The organism is Candidatus Microthrix subdominans (genome assembly GCA_016719385.1).
GTDB classification, from domain to species: Bacteria; Actinomycetota; Acidimicrobiia; order Acidimicrobiales; family Microtrichaceae; genus Microthrix; species Microthrix subdominans.
Map to the genome: position 1 here is coordinate 325479 of JADJZA010000006.1, position 24886 is coordinate 350364.

A 24886-nucleotide genomic window follows, 5' to 3' on the forward strand; every position below is an offset into this window, starting at 1 on the left:
TCAGCCGCGCCGCGTTGAGCCTGGGCGGACATCGCGGTACAACACGACCTCCTGACGCAACGGCACCAGGTCGCGGCGCTGGGCCCGCAGGTGACCCTCGGCCTCCTGCCTCAGGGCCTCGATCTTACGGAGGGACTCCTGGCGCTGGGTTTCGAGCTCGGCCCGGGCGTTGGCCAGATCGTTCTCCAGCTGCAGCACGCGCTGCACGCCGAGGAGGTTGAGCCCCTCGTTGGTCAGCTCCTGAATGCGCAGCAGCTGATCGATGTCGGATCGGCTGTAGCGGCGGCTGCCCCCTCCGGTGCGGGCAGGGGCCACCAGGCCCTTGCGCTCGTAGATACGCAACGTCTGGGGATGAACCCCGGCCAGCTCGGCGGCCACCGAGATGACGTAGACGGCTCGGTTCTGATCGTGCATGGCTCGGTCACCTCCTCAGGTGGCTACTCGGATGCGGAATGTGGGTGGTTGAGCGTTGCGCCGACATTCCGGCGCCACGGGTCAGGAACCGTTCGTCTCGCTGTTGCGGGTGGACTTGAGCGTTGCATCGAGTTGTTCGAGCAGGTCTCGCTGCTCGGCGGTGAGGTCGGTGGGTGTCTCGACCTCGACGGTCACCAGCAGGTCACCGGTGGACTTGGTGGTTTCGATGCCCCGTCCCTTCACCCGGAAGGTCTTGTTGGTGGGGGTACCTTCCGGGATGCGAAGGGTGACGTTGGTGCCATCCAACGTCGACACGCGCAGCTTGGAACCCAGCGCGGCGTCGGTGATTGAGATTGGCTCGACGAGGCGCAGGTTGAGCCCGTCCCGGGTGAAGCGTGGGTGTGATGCGACGTGGACCCGGACCATCAGGTCGCCAGGGCGGCCTCCCGGGCTCGGCTCGCCCTTGCCGGCGACGCGGATCGTGTCGCCGTCGCTCACGCCGCTGGGGATCCGAATGCGCACCTCCTGCGGCTTGCGTACCCTGCCGATGCCCCGACACGTGGTGCATGGGGTGTCGATCAGACTGCCGCTGCCGTTACAGGAGGCGCAGGGCCGGCTGAACCCGAAAAGACCTTGGTTTTCCTGGGTGACGCCGGTGCCTGCGCAATCGGGACACACCCGTGGCTGGGTGCCTTTGGCCGCGCCGCTGCCGGCGCAATCCGGGCACGGCGCCTCGTTGCTCAGCTGCACGCCGGTGGTCAGGCCGTGGGCGGCATCCTCGAAGCTGAGGTAGACGTCGGTGACCAGGTCGGCGCCCTTGGTCGGCTGGCGGCGGCGTCCACTGCCACCGCCTCCGCCGCCACGGTTGAACAACCCACCCAGCAGGTCGCCGAGGTCGCCCACGTCGCCGCTGTCGAAGCGCATGCCGCCAGGACCGAAACCGCCACCGCCGCCACCGGGGAACCCATCGGGTCCGGCCCCGGAGGCGGCCAGCTTTCTGACCTCGTCGTATTCGGCTCGCTTGGATTCGTTGCCGATCACGTCATAGGCGGCAGAGATCTTCTTGAAGCGCTCTTCAGCCTTGAGATCGCCCGGGTTGGCGTCGGGATGGCTCTTCCGGGCGAGCTTGCGGTAGGCGGAGGTGATCTCCTTCGCCGTCGCTGTTGACGAGACGCCCAGCGCCTCGTAGTAGTCCTTTTCAAACCATTCACGTTGTGGGGCCACGGGGCACCTCCTTCAGCGCTTGGTGTGGCGAGGGCGCTCGTCGTCGCCGACGAGTCGTGGGTCTTGAGTACGGATCAGGAACGCACCTTCACCATGGCGGGCCGAAGCAGGCGATCACGCCATTGGTACCCGGCGCGCATGACGGCGCTCACCGTGTGCTCGCCGTCGCCGTCGCCCTCTTCGGACATCACCGCCTCGTGCAGGTTCGGGTCGAAGAGCACCTCGGTGTCGTCGACCTTGGTCAGGCCCTGACGTTCGAGCGTCGACAACAACTTGTTGGCGATCGGCGCCACATCGTCGGCACCGTGTGCCGCCGCCAGGTCGCAGTCGTCGAGGATCTCCAGCAGCGACTGCACGAGGTCCTCGGCCGCCCGGTTCTGTTGTTCGGCCCGTTGGGCTTCGACCCGGCGCTTGTAGTTCTCAAAGTCGGCCTGGACCCGCTGGGCCACCCCGCGCATGTCGTCGCGCTCGGTGGAGATCGCCTCGACCAGCTGGGCGCACTCGTCCAACTGCTCTTCGGCGGTCTCCCCCGTGAAGGTCGCCGACGTCGACGGGGAACCGGACCCCGAGCCTGCGTCCGACTCGGTCCCGGCGCCGTTGGCCTCGGCGTCATTTGAGGCCGGGTTGTCGGCCACCGGGCCGTCGCTGGGTGCCTGTTCGGCTGCTTCGTCGCGGTCGTTCACGAGTCGTCCTCGTCCTCGACGATCTCGGCGTCGACGACCTCCTCGTCGTCGCCCGACGCCTCGCCGGCGTCGCCGCCAGCTTCACCGGCCTGCGCCGCCGACTCGTAGATCTGCTGGCCGAAGCGCTGGCTGGCTGCCGTGAGGGCCTCCGTCGTCTGCTTCATCTTCTCGATGTCGTCGCCGGTCAGGGCCTCCTTCACGGCGGCCAACGAGTCCTCGACGTCCTTGCGGTCCGAGTCGGAGAGCTTCTCGCCGTGCTCACGCACCAGCTTCTCGGTCTGGTAGACGAGGGTGTCGGCCGTGTTGCGGATCTCGGCCTCCTCCTTGCGCCGCTTGTCCTCCTCGGCGTGGCTCTCGGCATCGCGCATCATCTGGTCGATCTCGTCCTTGCTCAGCGAGGACTGACCGGTGATCGTGATCGACTGCTCCTTGCTGGTGGCCCGGTCCTTTGCCGACACGTTGACGATGCCGTTGGCGTCGATGTCGAACGTGACCTCGACCTGGGGCACCCCGCGTGGGGCCGGGGGCAGGTCGACCAGCTGGAACTTGCCGAGCGTCTTGTTGTAGCTCGACATCTCCCGCTCGCCCTGCAGCACGTGGATTTCCACGGACGGCTGGTTGTCCTCGGCGGTGGTGAACACCTCGGTGCGACGGGTGGGGATCGTCGTGTTGCGCTCGATCAGCTTGGTCATGACGCCGCCCTTGGTCTCGATGCCGAGGGACAGCGGTGTGACGTCGAGCAGCAGCACGTCCTTGACGTCGCCCTTGAGTACGCCGGCTTGAATGGCGGCGCCCATCGCCACCACCTCGTCGGGGTTGACGCCCTTGTGGGCATCCTTGCCCAGCAGGTCGTGCACCATGTCGGCGACGGCGGGCATACGGGTGGAACCGCCGACCAGGATGATGTGCTCGATGTCGTTCTTCGACATGCCGGCGTCGGTGATCGCCCGTTCAAAGGGCACCTTGCAGCGCTGCAACAGGTCGGAGGTCAGCTCCTGGAACTTGGCGCGGGTGAGGCTTTCGTCCAGGTGCAGGGGGCCGGCATCGCTGGCGGTGATGAACGGCAGGTTGATCTGGGTCTGCTGCACCTGGGACAGCTCGATCTTGGCCTTCTCAGCCGCCTCCTTGAGGCGCTGCATGGCCATGTTGTCCTTGCTCAGGTCGACACCGTGAGCGCCCTTGAACGTGGCGACCAGCCAATCGATGACCGCATCGTCCCAGTCGTCGCCGCCCAGCGAGGTGTCGCCGTTGGTGGCCTTCACCTCAAACACCCCGTCGCCGATCTCGAGGATCGACACGTCGAACGTGCCGCCGCCAAGGTCGAACACCAGAACTGTCTGCTCTTCGCCGCCCTTGTCCAGGCCGTAGGCGAGCGCAGCTGCGGTGGGCTCGTTGATGATGCGGAGCACCTCAAGCCCGGCGACCGCGCCGGCCTCCTTGGTGGCGGTGCGCTGGGCATCGTCGAAGTACGCCGGCACGGTGATCACGGCCTGGTTGACCGTGTCGCCCAGGTAGCTCTCGGCGTCCCGCTTCAGCTTCATCAGGGTGCGAGCGGAGATCTCCTGGGAGTTGTAGGCCTTGCCGTCGATGTCGACCGACCAGTTGGTGCCCATGTGGCGCTTGACCGAGCGGATGGTGCGATCGGGGTTGGTGATCGCCTGGCGCTTGGCAACCTCGCCCATCAGCACTTCGCCGTCCTTGGCGAAGGCGACGACCGAGGGCGTCGTGCGCGAGCCCTCGGCATTGGGGATGACGATGGGTTCGCCAGCCTCCAGCACGCTGACGACCGAGTTGGTGGTTCCGAGATCGATTCCGACGGCCTTGGGCATGCCGAGACTCCTTCTTTCGTGTGACTGTGTTTCTTGGTGTTGGTTTGCTGACGTAGTTCGTGTTGTCGCGGCCCGCAGCGGCTGTTTGCTCGCCTGTGGGGCGCTCGTCATGGTGCACCTGAGCGACGAATTGTAGCGCTGGCAACCTCATGACAACGAGCGCCACAATAAAACCTGAGTGCTTCGTTATCAAGTCGGGTGGGTGGAATGCGAGGGTGTCGTTGGTCACCGGGTTGCCGGTGGGGCGTCGTGCATGGTGCCCGGGCACCCCAGGTGACGTCGGATCGTCGTTGCGGGCGCCCACCTGTCAGCATGTGGCCCATGGAATTGGTCTTGCTCCGCCACGGACAAAGCGAATGGAACCTGAAGAACATCTTCACCGGATGGGTGGACGTCGATCTCACCGACGTGGGGATGATCGAGGCGATTGAGTCCGGTGGGCTGATGGCCGAGGCCGGGGTGATCCCCGACGTCGTGCACACCTCGCTGCAAAAGCGCGCCATCCGAACCGCCGAGGAATCGCTGCGGGCGATGGACCGCCAGTGGATCCCGGTGCGGCGCAGCTGGCGCCTCAACGAGCGCCATTACGGGGCGTTGCAAGGTAGAGACAAGGCCCAGGTGCGCAGCGAAGTGTCTGCCGAGCAGTTCCAGGAGTGGCGCCGCAGCTTTGACGTGCCGCCGCCCGAGGTTGACTACGACTCCGAGTACCACCCGGTGAACGACCCCCGGTATGCCGACGTGGTCAGCGAGCTGCTCCCCGGTGCGGAGAGCCTGTCGATGGTGCTGCAGCGCGTTCTGCCCTACTGGTTCGACCACATCTGTGCCGATCTGCGCGCCGACCGCACCGTGCTCGTGGCCGCCCACGGCAACTCGTTGCGGGCCCTGGTCAAGCACCTCGAGGGCATCAGCGACGCCGACATCGCCGAGTTGAACATCCCCACTGGCGTGCCCCTGCGCTACGAGCTGGGTGGCGACTTTCGGCCCCGCACCACGATGGCGCTCGAGGATCGTTACCTGGGCGATCCCGAGCAGATCGCAGCTGCCGCCGAAGCGGTGGCCAAGCAGGGCCAGTAACCTCACCGGGTATCGGTTCGGTCGAGGCGTCGTTGCCGTCGGCGAGCCGGCCGAGCACGTAACCGCCACGTGGTGCCCGAGACGGTGGTGCCCGAGACGGTGGTGCCCGAGACGGTGGTGCCCGAGACGGTGGTGCCCGAGACGGTGGTGCCCGAGACATAGCCTCGGAGGCGATGTCGACGACGACCACGGCGATTGCTGCGCTGAACCGGGCGGTGTATTACCTGGACCGCGGGTTCGAGCCGGCGGCCAAGGCCAAGGCGTTCACCCGTGCCGCCGAGGTGGCGGCCGGCATGGACGACGACGACCTGGAGCGACGGGCTGAGGCGGGCACCCTCACCGACCTGGACGGCATCGGTCCGTCGACCGCATCGGTCATCGCCGACGCTGTGCTCGACCGGCCGCCGGCCTACCTGACCAAGCTGGAGCAGCGAACCCGCCTGCGGGTGAGCGCCGGGGCCACGGTGTTCGAAGCCTGCCGCAGCGACCTGCACAGCCACTCCACCTGGTCTGACGGCGGGGCACCGATCCGGACGATGGCGATGACCGCCCGGGCGCTCGGTCGCACCCACTTGGCGCTCACCGACCATTCACCCCGCCTGACGATCGCCCACGGGCTGACGCCCGAGCGCCTCGCCGAGCAGCTGATCGAGGTGGCCGCCCTCAACGAGGAGTTGGCGCCGTTTCGGATCCTGACCGGGTGCGAGGTCGACATCCTCGCCGACGGCACCCTCGACCTGCCCGACGACGTCCTGGCCGGGCTCGACCTGGTGGTCGCCTCGGCCCACTCCAAGCTGTCGATGCCCGAGCGTCCGATGACCGAGCGCCTGGTGAGGGCCGTCGCCAACCCCCACGTCGACGTGCTGGGCCACTGCACCGGACGCAAGCTGGTCGGCCGGGGTCGGCCCCCGAGCACGTTCGACGCCGAGCTGGTGTTTGCCGCCTGCGCTCAGTTCGGGACAGCGGTCGAGGTCAACTGCCGACCCGAACGACAGGATCCACCGGACGAGTTGCTGGACCTGGCGCTCGAGTGGGGCTGTTTCGTCTCGGTTGACTCCGACGCCCACGCTCCCGGCCAGCTTGAGTGGGTGGCCCACGGCTACGAGCGGCTGGGGGAGCGCGGGGTCGATCCCGATCGCATCCTCACCACCTGGGATCTCGACACGTTGCTCGACTGGTGCGCCGCTACCGGGTGATCGATCCCGACCGTGGCCCAAAGGTGCGGATAATCTCCGATGATGATGAAGAAGGCCTTTGCGCGGCTATTTCCCTGGCTCTCCCGTTTGAACTTCGTTGGAGATGTGCCGAAGGAATCGATCGTCCTGGTGGCCGGGCCGCACACGAGCAACTGGGACTTCTTGTTCATGCTCTCCTATGCCTGGGCGAAGGACGTCCCGCTCAGCTGGCTGGGCAAGGAGGAACTGTTCAAGGGGCCGATGGGGCCGATCATGCGGTGGACTGGTGGCATCGCCGTGGACCGATCCCATCCTGGTGGGCTGGTGGAGCAGATGGCCGAGCGGTTTCGGGATGGCCCCCGCATGGGTCTGGTGATCACCCCCGAAGGCACTCGCGGCAAGCGGGAGTACTGGAAGTCGGGCTTCTATCGCATCGCTCGCGCCGCCGACGTGCCGGTGGTGCTGGGCTACATCGACTGGCCCAACCGCACCGGTGGCTTCGGACCTTCGTTCAAGCTGACCGGCGACGTGACCGCTGATATGGACCGCCTTCGCGACCTGTACGACAACGTCACCGGCATTCGGCCCGAGAATCAGACCTCGCCCCGGCTGAGCGAAGAGGACGCAAAGCTCGGCTCCGGCGAACCGGGTGAGTCCGCCGCCGGCTGAGCATCAGGTGGTGGGTGCCTCCGGAACGAGCTCGAACAGCTCGGCCGGTGCGCCTCGGTTGTTGCGCCGCAGCCGGGTTTAGGGAGTGGGCGCCTCCGGAAAGAGCTCGAACAGCTCGGCCGGTGCGCCTCGGTTGTTGCGCCGCAGCCGGGTTTAGGGAGTGGGCGCCTCCGGAAAGAGCTCGAACAGCTCGGCCGGTGCGGCGATGTCGACCTGGTCGTAGGTGCAGGAGCGGGGGGTGCGGTCGCTGCGCCAACGCTGGAAGCGGGCGGGGTGGCGAAAGCGGCCCTTGGTGAGCTGTTCGACCACCACTTCGGCCACCAGCTCGGGCCGCAGCGGCACCCAGCTGTGGTCGCGCTTGGCCGACCAACGGTTGGGGGCACCGGGCATGCGCACGCCGCCATCGGCGTGTTGCTCGGGGTCGGCCCACCCGGTCCAGGGGTGGGGCTCGCCCTCGCCCAGCCGGTAGGGCGCGAGCAGCTCGGCCAGCTCGGGACGCTGGGCCGCTTTGAACGCCGAGGCCACCCCGACATGTTGCAGCGACGCTGCTCGATCGCCCTCGGGCCGGTCGTACAACCCGAGCATCATCGAGCCGACGCCGTCGCCGGACTTGTGGGGGCGGTAGCCGGCGACGACGACGTCGATGCTGTGTCGGTGCTTCACCTTGGTGAGGCTGCGCTTGTCCTCCTCGTAGACGCCGTCCGAGCGCTTGGCCATCACCCCGTCGAACCCGGCGCCCTCGAAGCGCCGAAACCAGTCCTGGGCGACCTCCGGGTCGTCGGTGACCGGCGACAGATGAACCGGAGGGATGACATCGGCCAACAGCGACACGAGCGCACCGCGCCGTTCGATGAAGGCCATTGGGCGAAGGTCAACCTCGTCGAGCGCCAGCAGGTCGAAGACGACCAGCGAGGCGGGTGTCTCGACCGACAGCCGCTCGATCCGACTCTCCGCCGGGTGAATGCGCTGGCCGAGCAGGTCGAAGTCGAGCCCGTCGGGCGTGACGACGACCACCTCGCAGTCGACGACGCAGCGGCGTGGAAGCTGGGCGCGGATCGGGTCGATCAGCTCGGGGAAGTAACGGGTGAGCGACTTCTGGCCTCGGGAGCTGAGCTCCACCTCGTCGCCGTCGCGAAAGACCACGCAGCGGTAGCCGTCCCACTTCGGCTCGTACAGCAGCCCATCGGCCTCGGGCACCGTCGTCGTCGCCCTGGCCAACATCGGCTTGATCGGCGGCATCACCGGCAACTGCATCTGGGACTCCCCTCGGCAACTGGTTCGAGAAAATCGTACTGGGGAGCGCAGAGCGCGCTCTGACGCACGTCTGGACTCCCGGGTTCGGGTCGGCGCACGCAGCGGGAGCCCAGAGCGCGCCCTGGCGTACATCCGGACTCCCGAGTTGGCCTGCGAGGGTGGCCGCTCATTGGTGCGGCTGTCCGGCGCACCCTAACTTTGGCGCTCTTATGGAGAACAGCATGTCCGCTCGCATCGATGATCTGCACCGGCGGCGCCAGGAATCCCTCAACGCCGGTTCGGAGCGCCTCGTCGAACGCCAGCGATCCGGCGGCAAGATGCTGGCCCGCGAGCGTCTCGAGTACCTGCTCGACGAAGGCTCGTTCAACGAGCTCGATCAGCTGGCCCGAAGCCGCTCCTCCTCGCTGAAGGACGACTACCGCCCCTACGGCGACGGGGTGATCACCGGCTGGGGCACCGTCGATGGTCGCAAAGTGTTCGTGTTCAGTCAGGACTTCACCGTGTTCGGTGGCGCCCTCGGCGAGGTGTTCGCCGAGAAGATCCACAAGGTGATGGACCTGGCGCTCAAGGCCGGGGCCCCCTTGGTCGGCCTCAACGACGGCGCCGGCGCCCGCATCCAGGAGGGCGTGGTCAGCCTGGCCAGCTACGGCGGCATCTTCCACCGCAACGTCCGGGCCTCCGGCGTCACCCCGCAGATCTCGGTGATCATGGGCCCGTGCGCCGGCGGAGCGGTGTACAGCCCGGCGATGACCGACTTCATCTTCATGGTCGACGAGACCTCGCACATGTTCATCACCGGTCCCGACGTGGTGAAGACCGTGACCGGCGAGACGGTGACGCTCGAGGAGCTCGGCGGCGCGGGCGCCCACTCGTCCAAGTCGGGCGTCGCCCAGTTCGCCGGACCCGACGAGAAGTCGGTGCTCGACGACGTGAAGTTCCTGTTGAGTTTCCTCCCGGCCAACAACCTGGAGGAGCCGCCGTTCCTGCCCTCGGACGACCCGCCCGACCGGCTGGTGCCCGAGCTGCGCGACATGATCCCGCTCAACTCCAACATGCCTTATGACATGACCGAGGTCATTCGGGCGATCGCCGATGACGGCGAGTACTTCGAATATGCCCCGCGCTGGGCCGGCTCGATCACGTGTGGCTACGCCCGCATCGGTGGCCACTCGGTCGGCATCGTCGGCAACCAGCCGGCGATGTACGCCGGGGTGCTCGACATCGAGTCCTCCGAGAAGGCCGCCCGCTTCGTCCGCACCTGCGACGCGTTCAACGTGCCGCTGGTGACCTTCGTCGACGTACCCGGGTTTCTTCCCGGCGTCGACCAGGAGCACAACGGCATCATCCGCCACGGAGCCAAGCTGTTGTACGCCTACTGCGAGGCCACCGTGCCCCGCATCCAGGTGATCACCCGCAAGGCCTATGGCGGCGCCTACGTGGTGATGAACTCCAAGAGCATCGGTGCCGACCTGGCGTTTGCGTGGCCGTCGGCGGAGCTGGCGGTGATGGGCGCCCAGGGCGCGGTCGAGATCGTCAACCGTCGGGAGCTGGCGGCAGCCGAGGATCCGGTGGCCAAGCGGGCCGAGCTGGTGGCGGCCTACGAGGAGAACCACCTCAACCCGTGGGAGGCGGCCGACCGCGGCTACATCGACGACGTGATCGACCCGGCCGAGACCCGGCGCAAGCTGGTCGCCGGGCTGGAGATGCTGCGCTCCAAGCGCGAGGAGCTGCCCGCCCGCAAGCACGGTAACGTGCCGCTGTGAGACCCAGCCTTCAGCACGACGAATCCGCGGTTGGCGTGCGCACGATCACCCCGGCCCCTGCCGACGATGAGGTCGTGGCGATCGTCGCCGCCATCCAGGTGGCCTACCCCCGATCCGTCGGCGCCGACGAGCGGATCACAGCGCCCCGGTGGCGCTTCTCCGGTCGCTGGTGGACCAAGCCGGCGCCGCTGCGCCGACGTCGTCCCTGGGGTCTCTGAGCACTCAGGAGCCTTCGAGCGCGGATAGGTTGACCAGCGATGGAACTGACGACCGTCGCCCCCGACGAGGTGACCGTCCACGACGGCACCACCGTTCATCGCCATGTTGGCCTGGAGCCGGCGACCGCCTACCGATTCGACGGTCTGGACGCGACGACCCTGCCCCGACCCAAGGGCGAGCTGCTCGGTACGTTCGCCACGGTCAACGACGTGCACTTCGGCGAGACCGAGGCCGGGCTGATCGACGGGCAGGGCGAGGCGTTCTCGGTGCCGCCGGGGAGCACGCCGTACCCGACGCTGATGAACACCGATGCGGTGGCCGAGATCGCCGAGCTCGACCCGGTTGCAGTGCTGGTGAAGGGCGACCTGACCACCGACGGGTCCGCCGAGCAGCTCGCCGAGTTTGAGGCGACCTACCGGCCGACGTTCGGCGACCGGCTGCACTTCATCCGGGGCAACCACGAGAGCTACCACCACGTCGAGGTGGGGCCCAGCTACGAACGGGTTGAGCTGCCGGGCGCGCTGGCGATCATGTTGGATACCTCCCGCGATGGCCACCCCAACGGCGACCTGAGCGCCGAGCAACTCGAGCGGCTCGACGATGAGGCGGCCGACAGCGACGTGCCGGTGCTCGTGTTTGGCCATCACCAGATCTGGCTGCCCGACGAGGACCAGCGAACCGATCGATTTTTTGGCATCCTGCCCGACGCATCCGAGGCCCTGCAGGCGCTGATCGCCCGCCGCCTTAACGTGCGCGGCTATTTCGCCGGGCACACCCACCGCAACCGGCGCCGGGTTGTGGCGGCGTCGGGCGACGTGCCCTACGTCGAGGTCGCCAGCGTGAAGGATTTCCCGGGCGCCTGGGCCGAGTACCGCCTTCACGAGGGCACGCTGGTGCAGGTGCTCCGCCGGGTGTCCACCGCTCGGGCGCTCGAATGGACCGATCGCACCCGGGGCATGTTTGGCGGGGTCTATCCGATCTACTCCTTCGGAGAGCTCGGCGATCGCTGCTTCTCGATCGATCTGGGGCGCTGAATCTCCGCCGCCGAGCGCCGCCGCTGGCCCGAGCCCGACCCCGGCGACCCGCCGGCGGCCGGACCCCTGGTCGGCCTCAAGGTGCTCGAGCTGGCCACCGTGCTCGCCGGCCCGGGCGCCGGACGTTTGCTCGCCGACCTGGGTGCCGATGTTGTCAAGGTCGAGCACCCGGATCGCCCCGACCCCACCCGGGCGATGGGGTTCCCGGCACCGGACGGGGGACCGTCGCTGTTGTGGCGGATTACCGCCCGCAACAAGGTGCTGCGAACCGCCGACCTCAAGACCGACGGCGGCCTTGAGGCGGTGCTGGCGCTGGCCGCTGAGGCCGACGTGCTGATCGAGAATTTCCGCCCGGGCACACTCGAACGCCTGGGGTTGGCGCCGGACGTGCTGTGGGAGGCCAACCCCACGCTGGTGATCACCCGGGTGACCGGCTTCGGTCAGGACGGCCCCCATGCCGGACGACCCGGCTTCGCCACGATCGCCGAGGCGATGTCGGGCTTCGCCGACATCAACGGCAGCCCGGATGGCCCTCCGGTGTTGCCGCCGATCGCGCTGACCGACGAACTGACAGCGGTGGTGGCCGCCTACGCCACGATGGCCGCCGTGCACGCCGGGGTGGGCCAGGTGGTCGACGTCAGCCTGCTCGACAGCCTGTTCTCGTTCATGGGGCATAACTGGGCGGCCTATGCAGCCGACGGCACCCTGCAGCCCCGCATGGGCTCGGAGCTGCCCTACTCGGTGCCCCGCAACGCCTATGAGACTGCCGACGGGCGCTGGGTGGCGCTGTCCGCTTCCGCCGACACGGTGGCCGCACGCGTCGCCACCATGGTGGGGCTGGGCGACGACGAACGGCTGAGGTCCTTCGCCGGGCGGGTGGCGCACCGCGCCGAGCTGGACGCTGCCGTGGCGGCCTTCATCGCCGAGCGCACGCTCGACGAGGTGCTGACAGCGTTCGATGCGGCCGACGCTGCGGTGGCGCCGATCTACTCGATGGCCGACGTGGCCGAGGACCCCCACTTCGTCGAGCGGGACGCGACCGTCACCGTCGACGGCATCGCTATGCCGGGGCTACTCGCCCGGTTCTCGGAGACCCCGGGCAGGATCCGCTGGGCGGGCCGGGACGAGCGGGGTCGACCGGCCGGGTAGGGGATCGGCCGGTCTCGAGCCAGGCCCTTGACGCAACCCCTCATGCGTTCTATAACTAACGCGACCCTCTTTAAGAAGTAGGGAGCCAAACATGACTCGACTTCAGCAGCTCCACGACGGGTACGGGCAGAGCCCATGGCTGGACAACCTCACGCGGGATTACCTGCGCGATGGCACCCTCGCTCGCATGGTGAGCGAGGGGATTCGCGGTGTGACCGCCAACCCGACCATCTTCGCCAAGGCGATCGAGGGCTCGAATGCCTACGACGCTCAGTTCGCCGATCTGCTCCGTGCCGGCCGTGAGCTGATCGACGCCTATTGGGATGTCGTCGTCGACGATGTCGTCGACGCGCTCGGCGTGTTGCGACCGGTCTACGACGCCAGCGGGGGTGGCGACGGGTTCGTCTCGATCGAGGTCGCCCCCGAGTTGGCCCACGACGTCGACGGGACGATCCGGGCGGCACAGGATCTGCATGAGCGGATCGACCGACCGAACCTGCTCGTCAAGATCCCTGCGACGGTCGAGGGCGTCGATGCCATCGCGGCGATGATCGCCGGGGCTCGCAGCATCAACGTCACCCTCATCTTCTCGATCGACCGTTACGCGGAGGTGATCGAGGCGTACCTCTCGGGTCTGGAGGCGGCCGCCGGACGAGGTGGCGACCTCTCGTCGGTTCACTCGGTTGCCTCGTTCTTCGTCAGCAGGGTCGATGTCGAGGTTGATCGACGCTTGGAGGCGATCGGGGGCGACGAGGCGTTGGCGCTGCGTGGCCGGGCGGCGGTGGCCCAGGCGCAGGTCGCCTACCGGCTCTTTCGGGATCGGTTCGCAGGCGATCGCTGGGAGGCTTTGGCGGCACGAGGTGCGCGCCCCCAACGACCGTTGTGGGCATCGACCTCCACCAAGAATCCCGCGTATCCCGACACGCTCTACGTCGACAACCTCATCGGCGACGACACGGTCAACACGCTGCCCGAGGACACGATCGCGGCATTCGAGGACCACGGAACCCTCGCTCGTACCGTCGACATCGATGCCGACGCGGCACAGCAGGTCATCGACGACCTCGAGGCGGTGGGAATCGACCTCGAGGACGTCGGCCGGACACTCGAGACCGAGGGCGTGGACAAGTTCAACGCCTCCTTCGAGCACCTGATCGGGTCGCTCGACACCAAAGCACAAGCGCTCGCCGCTTCGTGACATGAGTTCGATCGGCGGGCCCGCAGCCAGCAGGGGTGCACAGCCGGTTTGGAAGGGTTGCGCGCCCGCACCTTGCACGGCCGTTGGGCCGGGGGCCTGAGATGGACTGGGCGGGCTGGGCCGTCTTCGGGTTTGTCGCCACCGCTGCGCTCACCGGCGTGATGGTCGGCGCGCAGATGCTCGGGCTCACCCGACTCGACCTGCCGCTCATGCTCGGCACGATCGTCACCGAGGACCCGGACAAGGCCCGCGCTGCAGGGTTCTTTATCCACCTCGGCATCGGGCAGGGCTTCGCGCTCGGCTACGCCGCCGTCTTCGCCCTGCTCGGCCGGGCGACGTGGTGGCTCGGCGGCCTGCTCGGCATCGTTCACGTCGCCATCGTGCTCACCGTGCTCGTGCCCTGGTTCGCAGTCGTCAACCCGAACATGGCGTCGTCGCGGGCGGGGCGATCGTCAACCGCCTCCCTCGAACCGCCGGGACCGTTTGGCCTCAACTACGGGGCCCGGACCCCGGCGGTGGCGATCGTCGCCCACATCCTCTATGGCATCGCGCTCGGCGTCCTGTTGCGCGCCACCTGACGTGGACGCCGTCGACGAGGCCGTGCGCGGGGCGAGCCGGCCGATCGAGGACCTGGGGATGATCGGTGACACCCGAACGGCGGCGCTGGTCGGCTCGGACGGCTCGATCGACTGGATGTGCATCCCGAGTTTCGACGGTTCGCCCGTGTTCGGTCGGCTCGTCGGCGGCGTCGCCGCCGGTCGGTTTCGCATGGGTCCGAACGCCCCCGCCACCGTGATTGACCGCGAGTACCGGCACGAGACCGCGACGCTCCGCACCACGTGGGTAACCGACGCCGGCCGGTTGACGCTTACCGAAGCCATGGTGAGCGAGGTCGCCGGACGGTTCCTGCCGACCACGCTGCTCGTACGGCGCCTCAGCGCTGTCGAGGGCCCGGTCGAGGTCGGCATCGAGTTCGATCCCCGCCTCGGCGAACGCCATGTCGCACCACGTGTCGAGCGGCGCGGCGACGTCACCGTGTGCTCGTGGGGTGCCGAAGCTATGGCGCTGACCTGCTCGGCGAACCTCGACCTCGAACCGGGTGGGACCCACACGGTGACCATCGAGGCCGGCGAGGACCTGACCATCGTCGTCGGTGTCGCCGATCACGAGCCGCTGATCTATGTCGACCCTGCGAGAGCGTGGGCCGCCGTGTGCGACGACGAGCGGGGCTGGCGCAGCTGGTGCGCCGACATCCCCGACGACATTCCCCACCGCGACACCGTGGTGCGCAGCCTGCTCACCCTTCGGCTGCTCACCTACTCCCCGTCGGGTGCGCCGGTGGCGGCGCCCACCACCTCGCTTCCCGAAGACCCGGGCGGCATCCGCAACTGGGACTACCGCTTTGCCTGGCCCCGGGACGCAAGCATCGGTATCGGCGCGTTCCTCGGCGTGGGCAAGGATGACGAGGCCCGTCACTTCCTGGCGTGGCTGCTCCATGCCAGCCGCCGCGACCGGCCCCGCCTGCCGGTGCTGCTCACCCTCCATGGGCGGCATCCCAGGGGTGAAGGGGAGATGACGGGGTGGCCCGGGTACGCCAACAGCCGGCCGGTTCGGGTGGGCAACGGGGCCGCCGACCAGCATCAGCTCGATGGGTACGGGTGGGTGATCGACGCCGCCTGGTTGCTCACCGCCGCCGGCCACGGCCTGTACACCGAGACGTGGCGGGCGCTGCGAGGCTTTGTCGACGAGGTGGTCGCCCGCTGGCGCGATCCCGACGCCGGTATCTGGGAGGTCCGAGGCGACGAGGCCCATCACGTCCACTCCAAGCTGATGGCCTGGCTGGCCCTCGACCGGGCCCTCGCCATCTCCGCAACCCAGCGAACCCCGAAGCGACAGCAGGACGCGTGGCGTCGGGAGCGCGCGGCGCTGGCCGCCGACATCGCCGCCCACGGCTACAACGACGTCGTGGGCGCCTACACCCGGACCTACGGGTCGGACGACCTCGACGCAGCGGTGCTCGTGCTGCCGCTGCTCGGTGTGGAACCCGCCGCTTCGGAACGGATCCGGTCGACGGTCGCCGCCATCCGCCGGGAGCTGGGCGCCGGTGGGCCGTTGGTCTACCGATATCCCCCGGGTGAGGACGGCCTGCCCGGTGGCGAGGGTGCCTTCCTGCCGTGCTCGTTCTGGCTGGTTCAGGCGCTGGCCTTGACCGGCGACGTGTCCGAGGCCCGGAGCGTCTTCGACGAGCTGGTCGCCATGGCCGGCCCCCTCGGCCTCTTCGCCGAAGAGGTCGACCCCGAAACCGGTGCGTTCATCGGGAACTTCCCCCAGGCGCTGAGCCACGCCTCCCTCGTCCAGGCCGCCCTTGCGCTGCGGGGTGCGGGCAGCTCAGCGTCATGAACCACAGGTGACATCGCAGGCTTCCGGCGCGTGCGGTTAGTAGCGGGTCTCGCAGGGGATGCCGTTGCCGTCGGCATCCATGTGGGCGGGTCGGCCGAGCTGGTTCCAGATCACCACCATTTCGTCGAACGGCACGGCGCGCATCGCCAGGTAGCCGCACCAACTGCCCGGTGGAGCCGGCGGGGGCAACTCGACGGAGGCCCGCTTGTCCGGGTCGGCTGGGGGATCGGTGACGCCGGGGGGGCGCGGGGTCGCCGGCAGCTTCACCGTCATGTCGGGGATCGCCACCTTGCCGATCGGCTTGGCGGTCGCCGCCGGGGGCACGTACGCGTCGCGCTTGGCGACTTTGGCGAACGGGTCGACGCCGGTCACGGCAACGACGTGCAGCGACTTCGGGCCCTGGGCCGAGGCGGTGACCTCGACCGAGAAGGCATCCCGCTCCCGGACGAGGGCGAAGCCGCAGCAGTCGGCCGATCCGGCGACCACCAGGCGGACCGGCCCGGTCTCGCCGATGAGCATCGAGCCGGCTCGAGCGGACGCCGCCGGCTTGTCCACCGTGCCGTTCGAGCCCGGTGCCGTGGACGAGCTGGGTCCGCCCTTGGCCCCGTTTGGTTTGGTCGCCTCTGGCTTGGTCCCGGCCTCGTCCTCGAGCACGTCGACGAACGCGACGTCGGCGGTGATCGCATCGCTCAGCCGGCCGTCATCGACCAGCCCGTCGATCACCGGCTGCGGTGCGACGATGACGCGGCCGGTCAGGTCGTAGCGCCCATCGGCTGCGGGCAGGTCGGCGGCGGTCTGCTTGGAGACGAGCTGGGCCTGGAGCTGCTTCACCGTCGTCACGTCGACGGTCGCTCCAGGTTTGGGTTGAGCGCCATCGGCCAGCGCCACGAGGGGCTTGGCGCCGCTCGGTACTCCGCTGGTCGTCGTCGCCGAACTCGCCGTCGTCGCAACGCTATCGTCGGGGCGGGCGATCTCTTCGCTCTCGGTGAAGTTGCAGCCCGTGGCAGCCACCACCATGACGGCCGCGGCCAAACATCGCACACCTCGCCTCATGTGGTGGTTCCTCGCTGCCGTCCGGATCGGTGACCATACCCACCGGGCCTCCGCGTTCGGGAGTCGGCGGGCGACCGTTCCCTGATGAGGTGCCGACCTGGAGCCCTGCCGCAACCGTCGGTGAGCCCCGAGCCGGGTCGATTGCGCAGGGGCCGAACGCAGTCGGGCTAGCGCCGAGCGATCGCCAGGTTGGCGATGTCGCCCATGATGGTCGCCAGCTCGAAGTTCTTGGGCGTATACACAGCGGTGATCCCCTGGCTGAGGAGACGTGCCTCGTCGTCGGGGGGGATGATGCCGCCAACGATCACCGGCACGTCAACGCCATCCTCCGCGAGCAGCCGGACGACCTCCGGCACCAGCTCCAGGTGCGACCCGGACAGGATCGACAGGCCGACGACCTCAACGTCCTCGTCGCGGGCGGCCGCTGCGATCTGAGCCGGGGTCAGGCGAATGCCGGCATAGATCACCTCCATGCCGGCGTCGCGGGCGGCGACGGCGATCTGCTCGGCCCCGTTGGAGTGGCCGTCGAGGCCGGGCTTGCCGACGAGCAGCCGCACCGGCCCACCGGGCAGCGCCTGCACCCGTCGTGCGACAGCTGCCAGGCCATCGTTGCCGGGGCCGGCTCCGGCGGCGGTGCCGACGCCGGTCGGTGCCCGGTACTCGCCAAACGTCTCGCGCAGCACCCCGGCCCACTCGCCGGTCGTGCCGCCCACCTCGGCCAGGGCGATCGTCGAGGCCATGATGTTCTCGTCGCTGCGGGCCACCCGCTCCAGCTCGGCGAGTGCGGCGTCGACCTCGGAGGCGTTGCGGGCCTCGCGCCAGGCCTGGACGTCGGCGATCGTCTCGGCGGCCACCTCGGGGTCGACCTTCATGATCGACTCGTTGCCGCCGAGCGGCGACTCGGCGGTCGAGGTGTTGCAGTTGACGCCGATGACCGGCAGGTCGCCGCCCTCGATGCGGCGCATGCGCTCGGTGTGGCTGCGCACCAGGCGGCCCTTCAGCTCGTCGATCGCCTCGAACGCCCCGCCCAGCGACAGCACGTCGTCGAGCTCGGCCTGGGCCTCGTCGACCAGGTTCCGGGTGAGGGCCTCCATCACGTGGCTGCCCTCGAACAGGTCGTCGTACTCCAACAGGTCGGTCTCCTGGGCCAGCACCTGCTGGATGCGCAAGGACCACTGCTGGTCCCACGGGCGGGGCAGCCCCAGCGCCTCGTTCCAGGCGGGCAGCTGCAGCGACCGGGTGCGGGCGTTGCGCGACAGGGTGACGCCGAGCGCCTCCAACACGATGCGCTGCACGTTGTTCTCCGGCTGCGCCTCGGTCAGCCCCAGGCTGTTGACCTGCACGCCGTAGCGGAACCGGCGGGCCTTGGGGTCGCTCACCCCGTAGCGCTCCTCGGTGATGCGGTCCCACATCCGGGTGAACGCCCGCATCTTGGCGGTCTCCTCGACGAAGCGGATGCCGGCGTTGACGAAGAACGAGATCGAAGCGACGATCTCGGGCATCTTGTCGAGCGGCACCTGGCCCGAGTCCCGCACCGCGTCGAGCACCCCGATGGCGGTCGCCAGCGCATAGGCGATCTCCTGGGTGGGCGTCGCGCCCGCCTCCTGGAGGTGGTAGCTGCACACGTTCATCGGGTTCCACAGCGGAACGTTGGTGTTGCAATAGGCGAACATGTCGACGATCAGCCGTCGGGAGTGCTCGGGGCCGAAGATGAATGTCCCCCGCGACAGGTACTCCTTGACGATGTCGTTCTGGGTGGTGCCGCGCAGCGCGTGTGAGTCGACGCCGTTGGCCCTGGCGTTGGCCACGTAGAGGCCCAGCATCCAGGCGGCGGGTGCGTTGATCGTCATCGACGTGTTCATCTCGCCCTGCGGGATGCCGTCGAGCAGGGTGGCCATGTGCCCCAGGTGGGCCACCGGCACCCCGACCTTGCCGACCTCGCCCCGGCTGCGGGGGTCGTCGGGGTCGTAGCCGGTCTGGGTGGGCAGGTCGAAGGCGATCGACAGGCCGGTCTGACCCTTGGCCAGGTTGGTGCGGTACAAGGCGTTGGACGCACGGGCGGTCGAGTGGCCCGAGTAGGTCCGCATCATCCACGGGCGGTCGGGCTTCCGACGTGGGGACGCAGAGTGGGACGAAGGGGTGGCCATCACCTCATTCTTTCGGGAACGGCGGCGGGTGTCACGCCCGGGAGCCGCTGCGGGAGGTGTTGCAAGGAGGTGGTGCGGGTGCGGGCGGGGGCTTCGGCGGCCAGAATGGGGGTGTGCTGGCCCAGAACCCTGAACTGTTCCTCGGAGAAGACCTGCTTGCCTGGCTGGTGCTCGCCTTCGGGGGTGCGCTGGTGGTCGGCAACGTGGCGGCGCTGCTTCGGCCGCCGACGCACCTGCGCGATGGGTCCGAGCCGGGCGGACGGCCCGGCAAGGCCAAGACGGCGGGCTCGACCGGCGCCGCCCATCCGCCGGTGGGGCGAGCGGTCGCCATGATCATCGTCGGATTGGTGGCCGCGATCTGGGGCCTGGCCTCGCTCGTGGGCGGCTGAGATCAACTTCGCGCCGTCGCCCCTGGTCGCATCGGCCGAGCCGGTCGACCAACCACCTGCGCTGATGACCGCACACGTCGGGGTGAGCTACGGAGGCGTGCGGGCCACCGACGACGTGTCCCTCAGCGTTCAGCGCGGCGAGATCGTCGGGCTGATCGGGCCTAACGGGGCGGGCAAGACCTCGCTGGTCGACGCCTGGTGCGGCTTCGTCGCCCACGACGGAACCGTCGAAGTGAACGGGCACGACGTCACCGGGCGACCGCCCCACCGGCGGGCCCGGGCGGGCCTGGCCCGCACCTGGCAGACCGTCGAGCTGATCGACGACCTCACCCTGGCGCAGAATTGCGCGGTGGCCGCGCCGCACGCCGACGCCGCCCACCTCGCGGCCACCTTGGAGCGGGTCGGGCTGGGCGGACGGGGCGGCCGGCGGCCCGGCGAGCTGTCGCTCGGGCAACGCAAGCTGGGCGGGGTCGCCCGCGCTGTCGTCGCCGGGGCGGCGGTCGTGGTGCTCGACGAGCCCGCCGCAGGACTGGATCCGACCGAAATCGAGGCGCTGGCCTCCGTTGTCGAATCCCTGGCCGCCGAGGGCCTGGGGATCGTGCTGATCGAGCACGACACAGCGCTGGTCTTCCGGCTGTGCTCCCGGGTGGTGGTCCTCGTCGGCGGCCGGGTGCTCACCGACGGAACGCCCGAGGAGGTCCGCGCCGACGGCGAGGTCATCGCCGCCTACCTGGGGACCGCCCGGTGACCGAGGAGGGCCTGGTGGTCGAGGGGCTCACCGCCGCCTACGGCGACAGCACGGTGCTGTCCGGCGTGTCGCTACGGGTGCGACCCGGCGAAGTCGTTGCAGTGCTCGGGCCTAACGGCGCCGGCAAGACGACGGTGTTGTCGGCGATCGCCGGGCTGGTTCCGGGCGCCGACGGGTCGGTGCGAGTCGACGGGGTGGAGCTGGGCTCGGCCGCGGCTGGAGCCCGGGTGGCCGCCGGAATGGTGTCGGTTCCCGATGACCGTGGCCTGTTCCCCAGCCTCACCGTCGCCGAACACCTCCGCCTGGTCGGGTCCTCGGTCGACGAGGCGGCCGGGGTGTTCCCCGCACTCGCGGGGCTGGCCGCCCGGCGCGCCGGGGCATGCTCGGGCGGCGAACAACAGCAGCTGGCGGTGGCCCTGGGGATCGTGCGTCGCCCGAAGGTGCTCTGCATCGACGAGCTGTCGATGGGGCTGGCTGCCCGGGTCGTCGTCGAACTGCTGTCCGGCCTGCGGGCCCTGGCCGACGAGGGCGACACAGCGGTGCTCGTCGTCGAACAGTTTGTCGATGCGGTGTTGGCGGTGGCCGACCGCGGCGTGGTGCTCGGCGGCGGGCGGGTGATCCGGGACGAACCGTCCGAACAGCTGCTCGCCGACCGGGCGGCGCTCGAAGCGGCCTACCTGGGCTCGGCCCCCCGCCGGCGCTGATTCCGGCCGTCGGTGAGGGGCACGGTCAGGCTCACCTCGGCGCCGTGTGGCGCTGTGCTGCGCCACCCGACCCGCCCGCCCACCGCCTCGATGCGGCCGGTGATCGACTGCGACATGCCGATGCCGGCCTCGGCGCCCTCAACGTCGAAGCCCGCCCCGTCGTCCTTCACGGAGACGAACACCGCGTCGTCGTCGAGTTCGACGTACAGCGTCACCGCCCCGGCGTTGCCGTGTTTGGCGGCGTTGGTCATCGCTTCCCCAGCGGCGCCGGCGAGTGCGGCGATGATCGACGGGTCGACCGCGGCCTCAGTGCCGCCGCCCGCGTCCTCGTCGAGACCGACCCCCACCACCTGCACCCGCAGCCGGTGGGTGCGCTCGGCGCGCCGGGCGACGTCCCGCAACGCCGGGCCGAGGGCGAGTTCGGGGCCGGCGAGGTCGTCGTCGCCGAAGAGCCATGAGCGCAGGTCGAGTTCCTGGTCCCGGGCCAGGCGCGACAGTTCGCTGTCGGTGCTGCGGCGCTGGACCACCGCCAGGGTTTGCAGCACCCCGTCGTGCAGTTCGCGCGCCATCTCCTCGCGAACCTCGGCCTGGGCCACCCGCCGTTCGGCCCGGCCGAGCCGCTCGACGACGGCGCCGGCGGCGAGGCCGGCCACCAGCCAGAGGGCCACGGTCGACGCGATCGACAGCGACTGGCCCCCGGCGTCGGCCAGCCTGGCCAGCTCGCCGACGAACGCCAGGCCGGCCAGGGCGACCGCGTTGACCGCCCCCAGCGTCAGGGCGGCGACCAGCCCGCCCCGGCGTTCCCAGATGATCGCCGCAGCCAGCACCGGCATCAGCGGCCACGCGGAGGCGTAGCGCTGCCCGACCGTCGAAGTCCACACCCACGGATCGGCGATCAACAGCGCGGCGGCCAGCCCGGTTTCGATCACGGTGACGATGCCGGCGAAGCGTTGGGTCATCGGAGCGCGGACCCGGGCGAACTCCCACAGCGACCACACCCCGATGACCCCCAACCCACCCCATGCCACCCAGGGGTTGGCCACGTCGTTGCGGGCGACGATGACGACCACCACCATCCAGGCGAACACCGCCAAGCGGGCCAAGGACAGCCCGCGCAGCAGGGACGCCTCGAGTTCGGGGAGCTGGGCAGACCCCAGCGGGGTGGCCGGGGCGGTCACCCCAGCCATGGTACCGGCGGCGGGGTCAGCGGGACTCGGCGAGGACGGTGGCCAGCCGGGCAGCCAACGCAGCGTTGTCGGCGGCCAGCGCCAGGTTGGCGGGCACCGAGCGGCCGAAGGTGGCCTCTCGGATCGCTTCGAGCACCCACGGGGTCACCCCCGGGCCGGTCACGCCCAGCCGGCGGGCCGAGCCGAGCGCCTCGTCGATATGGGGCCGAATCTCACCGAAGGGAATCTCGGCCTCGGCGGGGATCGGGTTGGCGACCAGCAGGCCGCCGGGGTGGCCCAGCGACCATGTGGCCCCCACGATGGCGGCCAGTTCGTCGAGGTCGTCCACCCGGTGGGGCACCGGATGGCCCGAGTCGCGGGAGTAGAAGGCTGGAAAAGCGTCGGTGCGCCAACCGAGGACCGGCACGCCCAACGTGTCGAGACGCTCCAAGGTGGCGCCGAGGTCGAGGAAGGCCTTGGCGCCCGCTGACACGCACACGACCGGCTCGCTGGCCAGGGCGCCCAGGTCGGCCGACACGTCGCCCGTCTCGGCCCAGCCCCGGTGGGCACCACCGATCCCGCCGGTGGCGAACACCGAGATTCCCGCCAGGGCGGCCAGCCGCAGCGAGGCAGCCACGGTGGTGGCTCCAACCGGCCAGCGGGCGCCGATCGCCACCCCCAGGTCCCGGCGCGAGGTCTTCGTGTCCGCCTCGAGGATGCGCCCGTGCTCGTCGGGGTCAAGCCCCACCCGGGCCTCGCCGTCGACCACGGCGGTGATCGCCGGAACGGCACCGCCGGACCGTACCGAGTCGAGGCAGGCGGCGAGCGCGGATTGGTTGTGGGGGGCGGGCAGGCCCATCCGGGAGAAGATCGTCGATTCGAGGGCGACGACCGGGTGGCCCTCGGCCAGGGCGGAGCTGACCTCGTCGCTGAGGCGGACAGACGTTTCGGGTCGTGGCATCTGTGCAGTGTCGCATCTGGTGGGCATTCGACGCAGCGGGTGGGATCCGCGAATCGGGCGCGACCGGGCGGTACGGTGGATGGGCGCGGGCGGCGGATCTCCTGGGAGGGATTCCCATGCGCGAGCGCGGCGATCGGCCATCACAACAACGGCTCTGGCCCCGATCACGATCGACAAAGTCGCGCGGACACGGTTCGGGCAGCGGAGCGCCGACCGGCGCGACCACCGGGGTGTTCTCCACCGTCGGAGCGGAACCGCGCTCGAGCTGGACCGAGCCCGGCGACGTGGTGATTCCCAACCCGTCGGTCGACCCGTCGACCCGGTCCTGGGTCGACCCCGATGCGGTCCCCGGGGTGCTCGGCCCGCCCCAGGCCAACCCGACCAGCCACGACGAGCCACCCGTCGCGGCACCCTCGAACTTCGCCGAGGCCCTTCGAGCGCCCCAGCCCGACCACCGGCTTGTGGTCGGCGCATCGAGTACCGGGCTGCTCCACCGGCTGGGCATCGACGGTCAGACCGGGCCGATCGACCTGGTCCGCGACCCGCGCACCCGGCTGGTCGGGGCCCTGGTCGCCGTCGTTGTCGCTGTGCTGCTGCTCGGTCGCCTTGGCGATCTGGTATCGCCTGCTGGCCCGGCCGGACCCCGGATGGGTGTGGGGTCGGCGGCGGCGGAGCCTCCATCGGGCGCGGCGGCATCCACGACGCCCCCCGACCAGCAGACCCCAGCGTCCGCCGATGTCGACCCGCAACTGGTCGTCATCGGCGTCGGGGGCGGGTTGAGCGCCGAGCGGGTGCGCCGCTGGGAGGACGTGGCGGCAGCGACCGACGCCCGGTTCACCTTCTTCACCTCGATCACCGACCTGCTCGGACCGGTCGGCATCGACCGCTATCTGCCGTCCGGCCCGGGGCAGAAGGCCCCGGCACCGGTCGCTGCAGGCGATGATGAGGCCCGGCGCCAGGTCGGAGCGCTGGTCGACGCACTGGCCGACCGTGCCACAGCCGGACACGAGGTGGCCGCCGGGCTGGGGCCCGACGACTGTCCCAAGGACGGCGCCGACGGGTGGAGCGCCGGGGATTGGTCCTCCGAGCTGGGCCAGTTGCGCTCGGTGGGGGCTCACCCCAACCAGTACAACGCCTGGGGCGATGAGCTGCCCGACCTGTTCGCCGGCGGGCTGAACGGCGCCGCCGCCCGCTGCGCCGACGTCGCCGACGGGACCGCCGCAAGCGCTGCCGGACCGACCGCTCTGGCCAGCGCCCTCGCCGAGGCCGACCTCCACTGGATGGTCGCCCGGCCGGCGGCGACGGCGCAGGGCGCCCCACCCCGGCAAAGCCTTGGGCTCTGGCACTTCTCGCCGGCGGTCGACACGTCGACGGCCAACGCCGGCGCGCTCGAGGCCGAACTGGCCGACGGCCTGGCGGCGGCGATGACCGGCGATCGGGCTCCCTTCGTCGTCACCGTCGCCGGTGAGAGGGCGCAGAGCGCGTCGAGCGACGCGGCGGTACTCTCATTCGTCCAGGACGCATGCGGACGCAGCGACGTTCGGTGCGTGACCTTCTCCGAGGCGGCCCGGCAACTCGAAGCCCAGGGGCCCAAAGTACCTGGCTGAGAATTCACTACAGCCCGCGGGAACGA

General features: G+C 69.8%; 23 protein-coding genes. 14 read left to right on the top strand and 9 right to left on the bottom strand.

Annotated elements, in window-relative coordinates:
- From IPN02_09600 to dnaK, 4 genes are all read right to left on the bottom strand, one after another.
- Positions 1 to 414, bottom strand: a complete 414-nt coding sequence (locus tag IPN02_09600) for a MerR family transcriptional regulator (protein MBK9297070.1) — start codon at positions 412 to 414, stop codon at positions 1 to 3.
- Between the two features lie 81 nt (positions 415 to 495).
- Complete coding sequence (gene dnaJ, locus IPN02_09605; protein MBK9297071.1) at positions 496 to 1638, bottom strand: molecular chaperone DnaJ; 1143 nt, start codon at positions 1636 to 1638, stop codon at positions 496 to 498.
- Between the two features lie 74 nt (positions 1639 to 1712).
- Positions 1713 to 2321, bottom strand: coding sequence for a nucleotide exchange factor GrpE (locus IPN02_09610; protein ID MBK9297072.1), 609 nt, complete (start codon positions 2319 to 2321; stop codon positions 1713 to 1715).
- A complete protein-coding gene (gene dnaK / locus IPN02_09615; protein ID MBK9297073.1) occupies positions 2318 to 4150 on the bottom strand; it encodes a molecular chaperone DnaK in 1833 nt (610 codons plus the stop codon). Before dnaK ends, IPN02_09610 begins: the two co-directional genes overlap by 4 nt.
- Before the next feature lie 312 nt (positions 4151 to 4462).
- On the opposite strand from dnaK, the gene IPN02_09620 reads away from it, so the two are divergent.
- The 3 genes from IPN02_09620 to IPN02_09630 all read left to right on the top strand — a co-directional run bounded on the left by IPN02_09620 (position 4463) and on the right by IPN02_09630 (position 7068).
- Complete coding sequence (locus IPN02_09620) at positions 4463 to 5224, top strand: phosphoglyceromutase (protein ID MBK9297074.1); 762 nt, start codon at positions 4463 to 4465, stop codon at positions 5222 to 5224.
- Between the two features lie 173 nt (positions 5225 to 5397).
- Positions 5398 to 6420 (top strand): PHP domain-containing protein, encoded by a 1023-nt coding sequence (locus IPN02_09625; protein ID MBK9297075.1) that lies wholly within the window; start codon positions 5398 to 5400, stop codon positions 6418 to 6420.
- A 45-nt stretch (positions 6421 to 6465) separates the two neighbouring features.
- Positions 6466 to 7068 carry a lysophospholipid acyltransferase family protein gene (locus IPN02_09630; GenBank protein ID MBK9297076.1) on the top strand — a complete coding sequence of 201 codons (603 nt, stop codon included), beginning with the start codon at positions 6466 to 6468 and terminating at the stop codon, positions 7066 to 7068.
- A 153-nt stretch (positions 7069 to 7221) separates the two neighbouring features.
- Here IPN02_09630 and IPN02_09635 read toward each other — a convergent pair whose 3' ends face one another.
- Positions 7222 to 8322 carry an ATP-dependent DNA ligase gene (locus IPN02_09635; protein MBK9297077.1) on the bottom strand — a complete coding sequence of 367 codons (1101 nt, stop codon included), beginning with the start codon at positions 8320 to 8322 and terminating at the stop codon, positions 7222 to 7224.
- 209 nt (positions 8323 to 8531) lie between these two features.
- On the opposite strand from IPN02_09635, the gene IPN02_09640 reads away from it, so the two are divergent.
- The 7 genes from IPN02_09640 to IPN02_09670 all read left to right on the top strand — a co-directional run bounded on the left by IPN02_09640 (position 8532) and on the right by IPN02_09670 (position 16085).
- The gene (locus tag IPN02_09640; protein ID MBK9297078.1) at positions 8532 to 10085 is read left to right on the top strand and encodes an acyl-CoA carboxylase subunit beta; all 1554 of its coding nucleotides are present in this window, start codon (positions 8532 to 8534) and stop codon (positions 10083 to 10085) included.
- A complete protein-coding gene (locus IPN02_09645; protein ID MBK9297079.1) occupies positions 10082 to 10303 on the top strand; it encodes a hypothetical protein in 222 nt (73 codons plus the stop codon). The genes IPN02_09640 and IPN02_09645 overlap by 4 nt, the downstream gene beginning before the upstream one ends.
- A gap of 39 nt (positions 10304 to 10342) precedes the next feature.
- Positions 10343 to 11338 (top strand): metallophosphoesterase, encoded by a 996-nt coding sequence (locus IPN02_09650; protein ID MBK9297080.1) that lies wholly within the window; start codon positions 10343 to 10345, stop codon positions 11336 to 11338.
- Positions 11339 to 12487, top strand: a complete 1149-nt coding sequence (locus IPN02_09655) for a CoA transferase (protein ID MBK9297081.1) — start codon at positions 11339 to 11341, stop codon at positions 12485 to 12487.
- A 91-nt stretch (positions 12488 to 12578) separates the two neighbouring features.
- Entirely contained in the window at positions 12579 to 13685 is a 1107-nt protein-coding gene (tal, locus tag IPN02_09660; GenBank protein MBK9297082.1) for a transaldolase, read from the top strand.
- A gap of 101 nt (positions 13686 to 13786) precedes the next feature.
- Positions 13787 to 14263, top strand: a complete 477-nt coding sequence (locus IPN02_09665) for a hypothetical protein (GenBank protein MBK9297083.1) — start codon at positions 13787 to 13789, stop codon at positions 14261 to 14263.
- Positions 14226 to 16085: a glycoside hydrolase family 15 protein gene (locus IPN02_09670; protein MBK9297084.1), complete on the top strand. Its 1860-nt coding sequence runs from the start codon at positions 14226 to 14228 to the stop codon at positions 16083 to 16085. The genes IPN02_09665 and IPN02_09670 overlap by 38 nt, the downstream gene beginning before the upstream one ends.
- 36 nt (positions 16086 to 16121) lie before the next feature.
- Here the strand turns inward: IPN02_09670 and IPN02_09675 are convergent, their stop codons facing one another.
- Both IPN02_09675 and IPN02_09680 read right to left on the bottom strand, forming a co-directional pair.
- Complete coding sequence (locus tag IPN02_09675; GenBank protein MBK9297085.1) at positions 16122 to 17117, bottom strand: hypothetical protein; 996 nt, start codon at positions 17115 to 17117, stop codon at positions 16122 to 16124.
- A 188-nt stretch (positions 17118 to 17305) separates the two neighbouring features.
- Positions 17306 to 19285, bottom strand: a complete 1980-nt coding sequence (locus IPN02_09680; protein ID MBK9297086.1) for a protein meaA — start codon at positions 19283 to 19285, stop codon at positions 17306 to 17308.
- Between the two features lie 113 nt (positions 19286 to 19398).
- On the opposite strand from IPN02_09680, the gene IPN02_09685 reads away from it, so the two are divergent.
- The 3 genes from IPN02_09685 (at position 19399) to IPN02_09695 (ending at position 21126) form a co-directional block, all read left to right on the top strand.
- A complete protein-coding gene (locus IPN02_09685) occupies positions 19399 to 19674 on the top strand; it encodes a hypothetical protein (protein ID MBK9297087.1) in 276 nt (91 codons plus the stop codon).
- 64 nt (positions 19675 to 19738) lie between these two features.
- Positions 19739 to 20422, top strand: coding sequence for an ATP-binding cassette domain-containing protein (locus IPN02_09690; GenBank protein MBK9297088.1), 684 nt, complete (start codon positions 19739 to 19741; stop codon positions 20420 to 20422).
- A complete protein-coding gene (locus tag IPN02_09695) occupies positions 20311 to 21126 on the top strand; it encodes an ATP-binding cassette domain-containing protein (GenBank protein MBK9297089.1) in 816 nt (271 codons plus the stop codon). The genes IPN02_09690 and IPN02_09695 overlap by 112 nt, the downstream gene beginning before the upstream one ends.
- On the opposite strand, the gene IPN02_09700 is transcribed toward IPN02_09695, so the two are convergent.
- Both IPN02_09700 and IPN02_09705 read right to left on the bottom strand, forming a co-directional pair.
- Positions 21096 to 22304 (bottom strand): ATP-binding protein, encoded by a 1209-nt coding sequence (locus IPN02_09700; GenBank protein MBK9297090.1) that lies wholly within the window; start codon positions 22302 to 22304, stop codon positions 21096 to 21098. The two genes, IPN02_09695 and IPN02_09700, sit on opposite strands and share 31 nt — an antisense overlap.
- A 25-nt stretch (positions 22305 to 22329) precedes the next feature.
- On the bottom strand, positions 22330 to 23253 hold the full coding sequence (locus IPN02_09705; GenBank protein ID MBK9297091.1) for a pseudouridine-5'-phosphate glycosidase: 924 nt from the start codon (positions 23251 to 23253) through the stop codon (positions 22330 to 22332).
- A gap of 230 nt (positions 23254 to 23483) precedes the next feature.
- Between IPN02_09705 and IPN02_09710 the strand changes: the two genes are divergently transcribed.
- A complete protein-coding gene (locus IPN02_09710) occupies positions 23484 to 24860 on the top strand; it encodes a hypothetical protein (GenBank protein MBK9297092.1) in 1377 nt (458 codons plus the stop codon).
- Positions 24861 to 24886: the final 26 nt, after the last annotated feature.

Coding starts and splice junctions, on each gene's coding strand:
- IPN02_09600 (MBK9297070.1), bottom strand. CDS start 414: ATGCACGATCAGAACCGAGCCGTCTACGTCATCTCGGTGGCCGCCGAG.
- dnaK (MBK9297073.1), bottom strand. CDS start 4,150: ATGCCCAAGGCCGTCGGAATCGATCTCGGAACCACCAACTCGGTCGTC.
- IPN02_09620 (MBK9297074.1), top strand. CDS start 4,463: ATGTGGCCCATGGAATTGGTCTTGCTCCGCCACGGACAAAGCGAATGG.
- IPN02_09625 (MBK9297075.1), top strand. CDS start 5,398: ATGTCGACGACGACCACGGCGATTGCTGCGCTGAACCGGGCGGTGTAT.
- IPN02_09630 (MBK9297076.1), top strand. CDS start 6,466: ATGAAGAAGGCCTTTGCGCGGCTATTTCCCTGGCTCTCCCGTTTGAAC.
- IPN02_09635 (MBK9297077.1), bottom strand. CDS start 8,322: ATGCAGTTGCCGGTGATGCCGCCGATCAAGCCGATGTTGGCCAGGGCG.
- IPN02_09640 (MBK9297078.1), top strand. CDS start 8,532: ATGGAGAACAGCATGTCCGCTCGCATCGATGATCTGCACCGGCGGCGC.
- IPN02_09650 (MBK9297080.1), top strand. CDS start 10,343: ATGGAACTGACGACCGTCGCCCCCGACGAGGTGACCGTCCACGACGGC.
- tal (MBK9297082.1), top strand. CDS start 12,579: ATGACTCGACTTCAGCAGCTCCACGACGGGTACGGGCAGAGCCCATGG.
- IPN02_09665 (MBK9297083.1), top strand. CDS start 13,787: ATGGACTGGGCGGGCTGGGCCGTCTTCGGGTTTGTCGCCACCGCTGCG.
- IPN02_09670 (MBK9297084.1), top strand. CDS start 14,226: ATGGCATCGCGCTCGGCGTCCTGTTGCGCGCCACCTGACGTGGACGCC.
- IPN02_09680 (MBK9297086.1), bottom strand. CDS start 19,285: ATGGCCACCCCTTCGTCCCACTCTGCGTCCCCACGTCGGAAGCCCGAC.
- IPN02_09690 (MBK9297088.1), top strand. CDS start 19,739: ATGACCGCACACGTCGGGGTGAGCTACGGAGGCGTGCGGGCCACCGAC.
- IPN02_09705 (MBK9297091.1), bottom strand. CDS start 23,253: ATGCCACGACCCGAAACGTCTGTCCGCCTCAGCGACGAGGTCAGCTCC.